Origin of the sequence: Niallia sp. RD1 (genome assembly GCF_024219955.1) — a bacterium.
Taxonomy (GTDB): domain Bacteria; phylum Bacillota; class Bacilli; order Bacillales; family Cytobacillaceae; genus Niallia; species Niallia alba.
The window spans coordinates 938653-952677 of sequence record NZ_CP100420.1 but is presented as its reverse complement, the minus strand read 5'-3'; the positions used below and the strand labels follow the sequence as shown (position 1 = coordinate 952677).

The 14025-nt window shown below is 35.6% G+C and carries 11 protein-coding genes; 9 read left to right on the top strand and 2 right to left on the bottom strand.

All coding sequences use genetic code 11. The annotated features are described in order from the left end of the window. Window positions 1–2: 2 nt before the first annotated feature. Together argS and NKG37_RS04465 are read left to right on the top strand one after the other, a co-directional pair. Window positions 3–1673, top strand: coding sequence for an arginine--tRNA ligase (argS, locus tag NKG37_RS04470; RefSeq protein ID WP_254415868.1), 1671 nt, complete (start codon window positions 3–5; stop codon window positions 1671–1673). 619 nt (window positions 1674–2292) lie between these two features. Further along, window positions 2293–2463 carry a XapX domain-containing protein gene (locus NKG37_RS04465; RefSeq protein ID WP_016202515.1) on the top strand — a complete coding sequence of 57 codons (171 nt, stop codon included), beginning with the start codon at window positions 2293–2295 and terminating at the stop codon, window positions 2461–2463. 122 nt (window positions 2464–2585) lie between these two features. Here NKG37_RS04465 and cls read toward each other — a convergent pair whose 3' ends face one another. Further along, window positions 2586–3788 (bottom strand): cardiolipin synthase, encoded by a 1203-nt coding sequence (gene cls / locus NKG37_RS04460; RefSeq protein WP_254415867.1) that lies wholly within the window; start codon window positions 3786–3788, stop codon window positions 2586–2588. A 758-nt stretch (window positions 3789–4546) separates the two neighbouring features. Here cls and rpoE point away from each other — a divergent pair. Both rpoE and NKG37_RS04450 read left to right on the top strand, forming a co-directional pair. Next, a complete protein-coding gene (gene rpoE, locus NKG37_RS04455) occupies window positions 4547–5128 on the top strand; it encodes a DNA-directed RNA polymerase subunit delta (RefSeq protein ID WP_016202512.1) in 582 nt (193 codons plus the stop codon). A gap of 242 nt (window positions 5129–5370) precedes the next feature. After that, entirely contained in the window at window positions 5371–6975 is a 1605-nt protein-coding gene (locus NKG37_RS04450; RefSeq protein WP_016202511.1) for a CTP synthase, read from the top strand. Window positions 6976–7079: 104 nt separating this feature from the next. On the opposite strand, the gene NKG37_RS04445 is transcribed toward NKG37_RS04450, so the two are convergent. Further along, the gene (locus NKG37_RS04445) at window positions 7080–7610 is read right to left on the bottom strand and encodes a DUF2529 domain-containing protein (protein ID WP_016202510.1); all 531 of its coding nucleotides are present in this window, start codon (window positions 7608–7610) and stop codon (window positions 7080–7082) included. Between the two features lie 186 nt (window positions 7611–7796). Between NKG37_RS04445 and NKG37_RS04440 the strand changes: the two genes are divergently transcribed. The 5 genes from NKG37_RS04440 to rpmE all read left to right on the top strand — a co-directional run bounded on the left by NKG37_RS04440 (window position 7797) and on the right by rpmE (window position 13694). Further along, a complete protein-coding gene (locus tag NKG37_RS04440) occupies window positions 7797–8162 on the top strand; it encodes a response regulator (RefSeq protein WP_198013185.1) in 366 nt (121 codons plus the stop codon). A 438-nt stretch (window positions 8163–8600) separates the two neighbouring features. Beyond that, window positions 8601–9458, top strand: a complete 858-nt coding sequence (locus tag NKG37_RS04435; RefSeq protein WP_016202508.1) for a class II fructose-bisphosphate aldolase — start codon at window positions 8601–8603, stop codon at window positions 9456–9458. Between the two features lie 442 nt (window positions 9459–9900). Beyond that, a complete protein-coding gene (locus tag NKG37_RS04430; RefSeq protein WP_101729870.1) occupies window positions 9901–11187 on the top strand; it encodes a UDP-N-acetylglucosamine 1-carboxyvinyltransferase in 1287 nt (428 codons plus the stop codon). A gap of 815 nt (window positions 11188–12002) precedes the next feature. Continuing rightward, the gene (gene rho, locus NKG37_RS04425; RefSeq protein ID WP_016202506.1) at window positions 12003–13277 is read left to right on the top strand and encodes a transcription termination factor Rho; all 1275 of its coding nucleotides are present in this window, start codon (window positions 12003–12005) and stop codon (window positions 13275–13277) included. Window positions 13278–13493: 216 nt separating this feature from the next. Further along, window positions 13494–13694 (top strand): 50S ribosomal protein L31, encoded by a 201-nt coding sequence (rpmE, locus tag NKG37_RS04420; protein WP_016202505.1) that lies wholly within the window; start codon window positions 13494–13496, stop codon window positions 13692–13694. Window positions 13695–14025: the final 331 nt, after the last annotated feature.

The following is a 14025-nucleotide window of genomic DNA, read 5'->3' as shown; positions in this document are numbered from 1 at the left end:
GAATGAATATTGTAGATCAAATAAAGGAAAAACTAAAGGAAGAAATTAAACAAAGTGTGATAAAAGCTGGGTTAGCAGCAGAAGAACAAATTCCAGAAGTGATATTGGAATTACCAAAGGACAAAGCACATGGTGATTATTCTACTAATATGGCGATGCAGTTAGCGAGAGTCGCGAAGAAAGCACCACGTATGATTGCAGAGGCTATTATTGACAATTTCGATCAAACGAAAGCTTCTATTAAAAAAGTAGAGATAGCAGGACCTGGCTTCATTAATTTTTATATGGATAACAGCTATCTAACTGATTTAATTCCAACTATTCTTAAAGCAGGAGAGCAATATGGACAAACAACAGTTGGAAACAATGAAAAAGTGCAAGTGGAGTTTGTTTCTGCAAACCCTACTGGAGATCTTCATTTAGGACATGCACGTGGGGCAGCAGTAGGAGATTCCCTATGCAATATTTTAGATAAAGCTGGTTATAGCGTATCAAGAGAATACTATATTAATGATGCTGGTAACCAAATTAACAACTTGGCATTATCTGTAGAAGCACGATATTTCCAAGCATTAGGAATGGAAAAAGAAATGCCGCAAGATGGCTATCATGGAGAAGATATTATCGGAATTGGGAAAGAGCTAGCAGAGGAATATGGCGATAAGTATGTCCATGTTTCGGAGCAAGAACGTTTTGATTTTTTCCGTGACTACGGTCTGAAATATGAAATGGCTAAATTAAAGCAGGATTTAGAAGATTTCCGTGTGAAATTTGATGTGTGGTTCTCCGAAACGTCTCTTTATCAAAATGGAAAGATTGATATTGCCCTAAACAAATTAAGAGAAAATGGCTATATTTTTGAGTTGGATGGAGCGACATGGCTACGTTCTACTGATTTCGAAGATGACAAAGACCGTGTTCTTATTAAAAATGATGGTTCGTTTACTTATTTATTACCAGACATTGCTTATCATAAAGATAAACTAGATAGAGGTTTTGAAAAGCTTATTAATATTTGGGGTGCAGACCATCATGGTTATATCCCTCGTATGAAAGCTGCAATTCAAGCATTAGGATATGACAAAGATGCTTTAGAGGTTGAAATTATTCAGCTTGTTCATCTATATAAGAATGGTGAAAAAATGAAGATGAGTAAGCGTACTGGTAAAGCTGTTACAATGAGAGATTTAGTGGAAGAAGTAGGCTTAGATGCAACTCGTTACTTCTTTGCAATGAGAAGTGCGGATACGCATTTAGATTTTGATCTAGATCTTGCTGTATCGCAATCCAATGAAAACCCAGTATATTATGCACAATACGCGCATGCTCGTATTTCCAGTATCCTTAGACAAGGAAAAGAACAAGGAATCGAGCTTGGTGATGAATTGAACGCTGCGTTAATTACTGCAGAAAAAGAATTTGACTTATTGAAAAAACTAGGAGAATTCCCACAAGCAGTAGGAGAAGCGGCATTAAAGAGAATGCCACACCGTATTACTTATTATATTTACGACTTAGCGTCTACTTTCCATAGCTTTTATAACGCAGAAAAAGTATTGGATGTAGACAATTTAGAAAGAACGAAGGCACGTCTAGCATTAATTCAAGCAACGCAAATAACGTTAAGAAACGCCTTAGCCCTAATCGGCGTATCTGCACCAGAAAAAATGTAATTAATTAAGAGAGGAGAGCATAAAGTGATGCTCTCCTCTCAGACTGTAGACAAACCCCTGAATTTTAGAAATAGAGGTTTGTATATAGTATATTTATTAGTACCTTTGAATAGGTATGTTGCTTTCCCTCCAAGCAACGCATGAAAATTCAATATAAGTTTCTAAGAATCTTTTTGTCGACAAACTGAGGAGACTGGGACAAAAAATATAATAGATAAAGACGAACAATCTCCAATCTAGTAGCGAAACCAACTCGTTCCATGATTTTTAAAGAAAATATAATTAGTAGGAAATACAAAGCAGACTAGACTCCTATGGGAGCTGCGAGAAAGTCCAAGACCCCGCAGGAACATAAGAAACGAGGAGGCTTGGCGCTCGCCCCATGGAAAGCGAAGTATATTCAGGCTGCGGGTTATCACCACAAACCTTCCTTCTTAAAATGAATAAAACCCTAAACAATCATACGAACTCTTCTTAGCATATACGTATAATCGTTCAGGGTTATTTGGTTGAAAAGACTTATGTCCCATCTTCCTTTTTTTATAAAGAAATCATTGGATATTTCTAATCATCTTTTCGAATAATAAAAAGCATCTACTTCAGGAAAGGGAAGATGCTTGTGAAATTAGTTCTATTTGCTTTACTTACTGGGTTTTTAACTGGATTCATCTTTGGGCTATTGAAACTACCCATACCTGCTCCAGGTGCATTTTCAGGGATTGTAGGCATTTTTGGAATATACGCCGGTTACCGTGTGTTTGAGTGGGTCAGTGTCTTTTTTCAAAGATAATTAGAAGTGCAAATATGATGCTCAACTAGATGGCCGCTTACTATTCCAGTGAGCGGCCATCTAGTTGAGCATGATTAATTGTTGTATTTAGAGTCCTGAGCATGCTTTACGAAACAGTCCTTTTATAAAAAGGGAGCAAAAAGACGGGAAACCCATTCCTTTAGTTTACTTCTCATCGTGATTGTATTTAAACCCTCAAGCGATAATTCCTTTGCTTGCTGTAAATCCATCTCTGTAATCTTGTTCATTTTTTCAATAAATACAGGGTCATAGATGCAACAATTCAACTCGTGATTTAAAAAGATACTGCGTCTATCAAAATTGGATGAGCCGATAATAATAATCTCATTATCAACATTAATTAATTTGCCATGAAAAAAGCCATTCAAATATTGATAAACGCTCGCTCCATTTCCTATCAGTGAACGTAGATAAGGAAAAGAGGCCTCTTTAACAAGCATATGATCCGCTTTATCAGGAATAAGGATCGTAATGGAAACATTTCTATGTAATGCTCTCACTAACTCTTCTGTTATTCGCTTACTAGGGATAAAATAAGGAGTAGCGATAAAAAGCGATTTTTTGCTGTTTTTGACCAAGTTACAGATTATTTCTTCTAAATAAACCCCTTGTGTAGGAATTAGTTGATGTCTAGATTCTCCCTTTTGCTGCATAGGGAAATATATAGGATTTTGCAGTAGATTAACTTTAAAGGCTTTTAACCAGTCGATTAAAAACTCCCGCTGTAAGTCATCAACTCCTTCTCCAGTTAATTGAAGATGATAGTCACGCCAAGGGCTTAATTTGAAGTTGGCATGAATATAATCTTTGCCAATATTAAAGCCGCCCATAAAACCAACTTTTCCATCAATGATGGCAATTTTCCGATGGTTTCTAACTTGTAAGGAATAAAAAAGGTAAGGGAATGTTGGGAGTTGGAAAAAAGCAAACTGAACACCAGCCTTTTTTAAATTCTCTCTAATTTTTTTTCGTATTTTAATACTTCCCAACCAATCCAAAATAAGGCGTACTTCCACTCCTTCATGTGCTTTTGTTTCTAAAAGGTTAAGAAACTCCGTGGAAATACTGTCTGTCTTAATAGTATAGAAAAGGACATGAACATGGCTGTTTGCCTCTTTAATGGTCTGAAACAGGGCTGGAAACAACTCTGTTCCGTCCGAATAAATGTGAAAGTTAGTATATCTAAAAGGATAGTTTTTTCGATCTGTTTTTTTTTGCTGGGCTCTCTTTCCTAATTGGAAGTCAATAAAGAGAAGGAAAATCAGTATGGCAATAATACTTATGATTATCAAGAATGTCTTCATTCACTATGCCTCCTTAAAAGGATAGTATTCCCGATATTCTATGCCTTTCATACCTCGGTTTAAATTATATTGTTTTTTGTTGAATGAGAAAGAATAAGGAAAGCTGTAATAAGAGGAGCAAGGTACGAGAAGAGCGTTCATATAGAAGAGGAACACTTAAACAAGAGGGATCTAGAAACGTTCATCCACATTCATTTCAATGTGATAATAATTTTAAGGGGAAAATAAAGAAGAGACTTGCACTTTACTTGCTACAATCGTTATTCTAGAAGTAAGAATAATCAATTATTTAGGTTGGGATGGATGAAAGGTGCGGAAACTTTTGATATTAACAGGACTGCTCCTATTTTTAGGAATCTTTTATATTCTTTATAAGCATCAATTAGGCTCGATTGGTTTTTTTCTTTTATCCCTTCTGTTTTTTCGCCTAGCTAAAAATAAACAAGCAAGTCAAAAAGGAACCACCAAAAGGAAGGAAACCTTCTATTTCAAAGAAAAGTTAAATAAACCTTAACTAGAACTAGCATATTCACCTAAAATTTGTTTATAATGGAGAATATGTATTTTTACTATTTAGTAAAGGTTTCCTTTCTTAAAATGAGCCTACTAAAAGTAGACAGGTAATTAGATTGATTTGTTAAAAGATCAATAAGATGTATAAAAAATAATAAACTCCCGACACATGAAACTTCCACCTGAATTTTGGTCCAAGCTTTCAGGAAGGGGATTGAGTAGAATATGAAAGGAAGTGCGAAAGAATGAGTGTTGACAAATACACAAAAGAAGAACTAAAAGAAATGTCACTAATTGATGTAGCATATGAAATAATGAATGGTGGCAAAACACCTTATGCATTTAATGAACTAATGAACGAAGTAGCAAAGTTAGTAGGACTAAGTGAAGAAGAAGTTAACGAGAAAATAGCACAATTTTATACAGATGTTAATATTGATGGTCGCTTTTTATCACTAGGTGACAATCGTTGGGGACTTCGTTTATGGTATCCAGTAGATAAATCAGAGGAAGACGTTGTAACTGTTACAAAGCCGAAGAAGAAGAAAGCTAAAAAAGCTGTCGATGATGACTTCGATGATTTTGATAGCTTAGAGGAAGATGATGACGATTTCGATGACTTTGATGCAGATCTAGATGATGAAGAACTTCTAGATGAGGATGACGATTTGGATGAAGAGGAAGACGACGATCTATTGGATGACGATTTGTCAGAGGAAGACGAAGACTTCGACGAAGATTTAGAAGAAGAATATGAAATCGAAGATGAGGAGGAAGAGGAAGACGAAGACGACGAATTTGAAGATGATGAGGATGAAGATAAATAATTCTTCTACTCTTGACATTTACAGTCGTTGCTAGTAAAATCTTTTTTGGGCTCCTTAAAAAGAGGAACGAACTTAAATTCGCTAAATATAGCGCTCCCTTACTTGTAGAAAGTAAGTGGAGCGCTTTTTATTTTTTAGTAAGGAAGTTAATAGCAATCGTTTCATACCCCTCTAAAAAAATTAGTTAATTCGTCTTAAATAAAGAGGAATTGGAGCAAACTTAAATCAAGGGGGATTATATAATGACAAAATATATTTTTGTAACAGGTGGAGTAGTATCTTCACTAGGAAAAGGGATTACAGCAGCTTCTCTTGGTCGCTTGCTGAAAAACCGTGGTGTAAGTGTAACGATTCAAAAGTTTGACCCGTATATTAACGTGGACCCAGGTACGATGAGTCCTTATCAGCACGGAGAAGTATTTGTAACAGATGATGGTGCAGAAACAGACTTAGACTTAGGACACTATGAGCGTTTTATTGATATCAATTTAACGAAATATAATAACGTTACAACAGGAAAGATCTATTCTACTGTTTTAAGAAAAGAGCGAAGAGGAGATTATCTTGGAGGTACGGTTCAAGTAATTCCACATATTACGAATGAAATTAAAGAGCGTGTATATAGAGCTGGGCGTGAAACAAATGCAGATGTGGTTATTACGGAAATTGGCGGAACGGTTGGGGATATTGAATCATTACCATTCTTAGAAGCAATTCGCCAAATTAAAAGTGATATTGGCCGCGATAATGTTATGTATATTCATTGTACATTAGTACCTTACATTAAAGCTGCAGGGGAAATGAAAACAAAGCCAACTCAACACAGTGTAAAAGAGTTGCGTAGCTTGGGAATTCAGCCAAATGTTATTGTTGTAAGAACAGAAAAACCAATTTCTGAAGATATGAAAGACAAAATTGCGTTATTCTGTGATATAGACAATAAATCGGTTATTGAGTGTCGTGATGCCGATACACTATATACGATTCCTCTAGCATTACAAGAGCAAAACCTTGATCAAATTGTATGCGACCATTTAAAGCTAAAATGCCAAGAAGCAGATATGACAGAATGGATTGAATTAGTAGATCGTGTACGTAATCTTTCTAAAACAACAAAAATTGCACTTGTTGGTAAATATGTAGAACTACAAGATGCCTATATTTCTGTTGTAGAAGCATTAAAACATGCTGGTTATGCATTTGATGCCGATATCAATATTGATTGGATTAATGCAGAGCATGTAACGAAAGAAAATGTCCAAGAATTACTACAAGATGCAGATGGAATCCTTGTACCAGGCGGATTTGGAGATCGTGGAATTGAAGGAAAGATATTAGCAACACAATATGCACGTGAACAAAAAGTGCCTTTCTTAGGAATTTGTTTAGGAATGCAGGTTGCTTCTATCGAATTTGCACGTAACGTTTTAGGTTGGAAGGATGCTCATTCTTCTGAAATTAATGAAGCGACTACTCATCCAGTTATCGATCTTCTACCTGAACAGAAGGATGTAGAGGATTTAGGCGGAACACTTCGCTTAGGTTTATATCCATGTAAACTAAAAGAAGAAACAAGAGCTTATGAAGCCTATCAAGATGAAGTAATTTATGAGAGACATCGCCATCGTTATGAATTTAATAATCAATATCGTCAAGAAATGGAAAAGGCAGGATTTATTTTCTCTGGAACTAGCCCAGATGGCCGTTTAGTGGAAATTGTTGAGTTAAAAGACCATCCTTGGTTTGTTGCATCTCAATTCCACCCAGAATTTATTTCAAGACCAACTCGTCCACAACCGCTATTCCGTGAGTTTGTTGGTGCATCTATCCGCCTAGCGGAAAAATAATAAAGAAAACTTATACTGTCTTAACTGTTAAAAAAGAGGTTACTCCATTTGGAATAACCTCTTTTTGTGATCTTTTCTAACGCTTAGCGTTATGTTTCTTCCTATTATATAGTGTATTCCTTTAAAATTTCATCGGTTGTAAACTTAATGCCGTGATAAATAAAGAGAGCCGCAATTAAAGAGGGGTAGCCGTATCTATTTCCTTCTTCATCAGGCAATAAGCCTTTAGTGAGTTTTAAGTTGATAGTAACTTCCGCTAAGTCAACCAATGATTCTATTTCAGGGTTGGTAATCGAACAGATAGAAATAAAGGGAACTTGAGCCTCGTGTAATTGTTTGGCAAAAAGATTTACCTCTTCTTCTTCATTGGTGCGAGAAAACAGAATGAAACGATCATTAGAAGTAATAAGATCAAGTGATGCGCCTGTCCATTCTACTGCATTTGGCATTGGCTCCATTCCCTTCGTCGCCTCTTCTATCACTCCAGCCATTTCATTTGTTGCATAGAAGTAAACTTTTCCGTCACTCACGATGGCTTGGGCTAATAATCTCGAGCTGTCTTCGATTGTCTCCTCTTCTTTTTCGTGTAACCTTTTAAATAGTCCACTTAATTGAGTGGAAAACATTTTAAGCACGTGAAAAACCTCCATTATTATAAAAATTAACAGTAAATCACTTCATATAGTAGATAATTATAATTAAATATAGGGAAAAGGTAAAATTTAAGGGAATTAGCAGGAAAAGTTGACCAAATAGTAGAAAGATAACTATGATAAAACCGAGACGATACATACATAACTCGACTGAGAAGGGAAGGTTCAATTATGAAAGGGAAAATACTAATCGTTGATGATCAATTCGGCATAAGAATCCTTTTGAATGAAGTTTTTCAAAAGGAAGGATATAAAACATTTCAAGCTGCAAATGGAAATCAGGCGTTAGAAATAGTGACAAGAGAATTACCAGATTTAGTATTACTTGATATGAAGATTCCTGGAATGGATGGAATTGAAATATTAAAACGAATGAAAAAGCTTAATCAAGATATTCGTGTCATTATCATGACTGCCTATGGAGAACTTGATATGATTCAAGAAGCGAAAGACCTTGGAGCACTCACGCATTTTGCTAAACCGTTTGATATTGATGATCTTAGAGAAGCTGTTAAGAAATACATTAATCAGTAATTGCTCAAGTATATACATATTAATTACCTAAACGATACGAAGAAGATATCTCTTATCCTTAAAATATTTGTTTTTAGTTAGGGACTAATAATTTTTTGAAAATTAATCTGTGATATTTTTTACAAAGAAATAAAACAGCCATCAATCTGGAATAGTGAAATTGATGGTATTTACAGTGTTTTTTTCTCCAGTTTGCGATGCATCTAGTTTTGAAGTGCTTTCATTCGAAAAAAAGAATGCTAAATTGTGACAAAATAGAAAAAAAAGCTGGAACGATAGCATTTCTTGTTTAATTTTGGTATGATTACAATTGAGTTTAAAAGGAATGATTCGTTTTCGTTTACTTGAGGTATTATATACATATTCAACTTTCCTTTGGGAAATTTAATAAAGATTCTCTTGTAACAAAGAACGATCATTAAATAAGGAGGAAGAAATATGCCTTTAGTTTCAATGAAAGACATGTTAAACAAAGCAAAAGCAGAAGGCTATGCTGTTGGTCAATTTAACTTAAATAATCTTGAGTTCACTCAAGCAATTCTTCAAGCTGCAGAAGAAGAAAAATCTCCAGTAATTCTTGGGGTATCTGAAGGTGCAGCCCGTTATATGGCTGGTTTCAAAACAGTTGTGAAAATGGTTGAAGGTTTAATCGAAGACTATAATATCACTGTTCCAGTTGCTATTCATTTAGATCACGGTTCAAGCTTCGAAAAATGTAAAGAAGCAATTGATGCTGGTTTTACATCTGTAATGATCGATGCTTCTCATCATTCGTTTGAAGAAAACGTAGAAATTACTTCTAAAGTAGTAGAATATGCACATGCTAAAGGTGTTTCTGTTGAAGCAGAACTTGGTACTGTTGGTGGACAAGAAGACGACGTTGTAGCTGAAGGTGTAATTTATGCTGATGCTAACGAATGTGTGGAGCTTGTTAAACGTACTGGTATTGACACATTAGCTCCTGCTTTAGGTTCTGTTCACGGACCTTATAAAGGTGAGCCAAACTTAGGTTTCAAAGAAATGGAAGAAATTGGTAAATTAACTGGTTTACCATTAGTATTACACGGTGGAACTGGTATCCCAACAAAAGATATCACAAAAGCAATTTCTTTAGGAACTGCTAAAATCAACGTTAATACTGAAAACCAAATTGCTTCTGCTAAAGCAGTTCGCGAAACATTAGCTGCTAAACCAGAAGAGTATGATCCACGTAAATATTTAGGACCTGCTCGTGATGCGATTAAAGCAACAGTAATCGGCAAAATCAAAGAATTCGGTTCTTCAAATAAAGCATAATTGTTATGAAATGAAAGAGGATATCTTTTTAGGGAATACCCTTTAAAGATATCCTCTTTTTTATATATCCCAAAAAGCTTTAGAGTGGGTGGTCTAAAGTATTAGAGGGCTTTATATAGGTAATACTAAAAATGTTTGTACTTTATCTCTCTCTTAACGGATAGTAAGATCCACTTCCAGCTTATGAGTATACGCGGAAGATAGGTGGGAGATCAACTGTCTGTATAGGTCCGATTGGTTCAACTAACCAAACCCCCACTAATGGAAGTTTCACTTTATTAACAAATGAGAACGAAAGTTCATACATAGATACTTTTCCATTAAGTCTTAATATTTGGTATAATAAGTAACAGTAATTCAAACAAGATTCTACATCCAAGCCTCATCTTGATTAACTATAGCAGAATTCGTACTTTTGCATTGGCTTAGAAGGGAGCTAGAAATGGAAAAACTTATGATTGCAGGTGGATCGCCTTTAAAAGGAACGGTTAGAGTTAGTGGTGCAAAAAATAGTGCAGTTGCACTTATTCCAGCAACCATTTTAGCTGAATCTCCAGTTACAATTGAGGGGCTGCCTGACATTTCAGATGTTCAAATATTAAAAGAAATTATGGAAGAGTTAGGTGGAACGGTATCTATATCAGAGTCTGATATAACAATTGATCCCTCTTCTATGATCTCTATGCCTATGCCGAATGGAAAGGTTAAAAAATTACGTGCTTCTTATTATTTAATGGGAGCCATGTTAGGACGTTTCAAAAAGGCAGTGATTGGATTACCTGGTGGATGCCATCTTGGACCAAGACCAATAGATCAGCATATTAAAGGGTTTGAAGCGCTCGGTGCACAGGTTACAAATGAACAAGGAGCCATTTATCTTCGGGCAGATGAGTTAAGAGGAGCAAGAATTTATTTAGATGTAGTAAGTGTCGGTGCAACAATCAATATTATGCTGGCAGCAGTACGAGCAAAAGGGAAAACCATCATTGAAAATGCAGCAAAAGAACCGGAAATCATTGATGTCGCAACACTTTTAACCAATATGGGTGCAAAAATTAAGGGAGCTGGAACCGATGTAATTCGGATTGAAGGGGTAGATCATCTACACGGTTGCCGTCATACTATTATTCCTGATCGTATTGAAGCTGGTACGTATATTATTATTGGTGCTGCAGTTGGAGACGGTGTCGTTGTGGATAATGTAATCCCTCAACATTTAGAGTCTCTTATTGCAAAATTGAGAGAAATGGGAGTTTCAATTGAATCAAGTGATGAACAAGTGTTTGTAAGTTCAAATAACTCCCTTAAACCTGTAGATATAAAAACGCTTGTATATCCTGGATTCCCAACAGATCTACAGCAGCCATTCACGTCTCTTTTGACCAAAACAAATGGTACAAGTATGGTTACAGACACAATCTATGGTGCTAGATTTAAACATATAGATGAGTTACGCCGCATGAATGCGACGATAAAAGTAGAGGGGCGATCTGCGATAATTAATGGACCTGTTCATTTACAAGGTGCGAAAGTAAAGGCAAGCGATTTGCGTGCCGGAGCATCATTAGTTATAGCAGGGCTTATGGCAGATGGAGTTACGGAGATAACTGGTCTAGAACATATAGATAGAGGATATAGTCATATAGTGGAAAAGCTCACTGGTTTAGGTGCCACAATATGGCGTGAAAAAATGACGGAAGAGGAATATGAACAAATAAATAATGGTTAATGCATAGTAATACGCAATTGCGATGCAACATTCATTTATTGTAAGGCTGTTTTCTAAAAGATTGTTGTTTCTCTAGAAATAATGAATTGGTTGGCTACAGGTAATGGCAATAAACTTTACGAAAACAGCCGTTGTAAAATATGTCTAACTTTTTTCTATTCTTGCTTTTTTAAAAGGAAAAAAGGATAATCGGGGGAGGACATTCCCCTGTTCCGTGCAAAAATATAGAAGAGAATAAAATATATAATAGATTCGGATACGTATAAAAAGGTAATAATTTCACTATAAAAGGATGTTAGGACCATCCTTTTTCATTTACGTTGATGAAAGAATCAATGTCCTCCCAAAACGGGAATATTCATTAAGCATCCTCCAATACCTTCCTTTTCGAACTATCCTAAAAAGAAGGATAATAAAGAGTCTTTATCCATATTCCACTTCCATTATGGGTTAACAAGAAGCCAGTTGAAAAATTCTTGTTGCACATTTTTCGTAGATGGAGGTAAAATAGAGATTGCTTTTAATTGATTCTCGTAGAAGCATTAGAAACATGAAGGATAAAATAAAAACTCCTCTTAAGATAAATTTATATTCGAAGCCATTCTTATGAAAAGAGCTATAAGAAAAATGAAAGTATACTATTTATCGATAGCTGGAGAAGAAGTAGGAATCTTCTTTTCCATCCTTCACTTTAATTATTTCTCGCATCAAAATTTCTCTTCACAAAAAGCGTTCGCCTCAAACAGAAGAATAACTTTCCCACATTTCGAAATAAATGGTAGGGATAACTGAAAATATAAAAGAGTGGTGTAAAAATGGGATTAAATATATCTAGTTTAGAAAATATGAAATTAAAAGAGTTATATGAATTAGCTCGCGAATATAAAGTTGCCTATTATAGCAAGTTGACAAAAAAAGAACTGATTTTCTCCATTTTAAAAGCGAGAGCAGAGCAAGAAGGCTACTTCTTCATGGAAGGTGTTCTTGAAATTATTCAGTCAGAAGGATTCGGATTTTTAAGACCGATTAATTACTCTCCAAGTTCACAGGATATATACATTTCGGCCTCTCAAATTAGAAGATTTGATTTAAGAAATGGGGATAAAGTTTCGGGGAAAGTCCGCCCTCCGAAAGAAAACGAAAGATATTTTGGTTTACTTCAAGTAGAAGCCGTTAATGGCGATGATCCGGAGACAGCTAAAGAAAGAGTTCATTTTCCAGCCTTAACTCCCCTTTATCCAAATCGACAAATACATTTAGAAACTACACAGAGAAATGTATCTACTAGAATAATGGATGTGCTAGCACCAGTCGGTTTTGGGCAGCGTGGTCTTATTGTGGCTCCTCCAAAAGCAGGTAAAACGATGCTTATTAAGGAAATCGCAAATAGTATTACAACTAATCATCCAGAAGCGGAACTTATTGTTTTACTAATTGATGAAAGACCAGAGGAAGTTACAGATATCGAAAGATCTGTAAGTGGAGATGTAGTAAGCTCTACTTTTGATGAAGTTCCGGAAAATCATATTAAAGTCGCTGAATTAGTATTAGAAAGAGCGATGCGCCTTGTAGAGCATAAGCGTGATGTAATTATTTTGATGGATAGTATTACAAGATTAGCACGTGCTTATAACCTAGTTATTCCTCCAAGTGGTAGAACATTATCAGGGGGGATCGATCCAGGAGCATTCCACCGTCCGAAACGATTCTTCGGTGCAGCCCGTAACATAGAAGAGGGTGGTTCTTTAACTATATTAGCTACAGCCCTTGTAGATACTGGTTCTCGTATGGATGATGTTATTTATGAAGAATTTAAAGGTACAGGTAATATGGAACTTCATCTAGACCGTGCATTGGCAGAAAGAAGAATATTCCCTGCTATTGATATTAGACGTTCTGGAACGCGTAAAGAAGAGTTATTGATTCCGAAAGAGCATTTAGACAAGTTATGGGCTATTCGTAAATCGATGTCTGATTCACCAGACTTTGCTGAAAAGTTCTTAAGAAAATTAAGACAAACAAAAAGCAATGAAGACTTTTTTGCCATCCTTGGAGAACAAATGAAAGCAGGTACTGCTAAACGCTCTTAAGATAATAGAGATACAGGTAAGTTTTTAACCTTTCATTTGATAAAGAAAAACGTAAAGGTTTTTCATTATTTGGAAATTCAATGCAGTGTTAATAGTGTTGCAAAACAAGAATGTCCTTGTTATAATATAATCAATGTGTTTTAACAATTACAGTGCTTATGGCATTGTTTTATAACTCTGTTTCGAAAGTTGCAGGGCGGAAGGAGATGAAAAGGAATGAAAACAGGAATTCATCCAACTTATAACGAAATTACGGTGAAATGTGCTTGTGGTAACGAGTTCACAACTGGTTCTGTTAAAAAAGAAATCAAAGTTGAAACTTGTTCTGAATGCCATCCATTCTATACTGGACGTCAAAAATTTGCTGAAGCTGGCGGACGTGTTGATCGCTTCAACAAAAAATACGGTCTTAAGTAATATGAAATATCAAGAACAGGCAAGAAGTTACTTTTCTCCTTGCCTGTTTTTATTTTGGGCTATTATAGGATATTTAAGAATGAATGTAAGTTGATAACTTTTATTCTTAAGTATCTTATGGTATTTTTTTATCCCACTCTTAACGGACAGTAAGACTCCCCCCTTAAGCTTCTGAGAATACGAGGAAGCTAGGTGGGAGATTAACTATCTGTAAAGATCCGATTGGTTCAACTAACCATCAGTGGGGGAGAAAGGAAAACCCCCCGCTGATGCAAGTTTTACTTTATCCGTTTTTCTATCAAGATGCTGTTAAAAAATGATGATTGAGTCG

Bases quoted from the DNA above. Each gene is read 5' to 3' on its own strand.
- argS (WP_254415868.1), top strand. From the start codon at position 3: ATGAATATTGTAGATCAAATAAAGGAAAAACTAAAGGAAGAAATTAAA.
- cls (WP_254415867.1), bottom strand. From the start codon at position 3,788: ATGAAGACATTCTTGATAATCATAAGTATTATTGCCATACTGATTTTC.
- rpmE (WP_016202505.1), top strand. From the start codon at position 13,494: ATGAAAACAGGAATTCATCCAACTTATAACGAAATTACGGTGAAATGT.
- NKG37_RS04450 (WP_016202511.1), top strand. From the start codon at position 5,371: ATGACAAAATATATTTTTGTAACAGGTGGAGTAGTATCTTCACTAGGA.
- NKG37_RS04430 (WP_101729870.1), top strand. From the start codon at position 9,901: ATGGAAAAACTTATGATTGCAGGTGGATCGCCTTTAAAAGGAACGGTT.
- rho (WP_016202506.1), top strand. From the start codon at position 12,003: ATGGGATTAAATATATCTAGTTTAGAAAATATGAAATTAAAAGAGTTA.
- NKG37_RS04435 (WP_016202508.1), top strand. From the start codon at position 8,601: ATGCCTTTAGTTTCAATGAAAGACATGTTAAACAAAGCAAAAGCAGAA.
- rpoE (WP_016202512.1), top strand. From the start codon at position 4,547: ATGAGTGTTGACAAATACACAAAAGAAGAACTAAAAGAAATGTCACTA.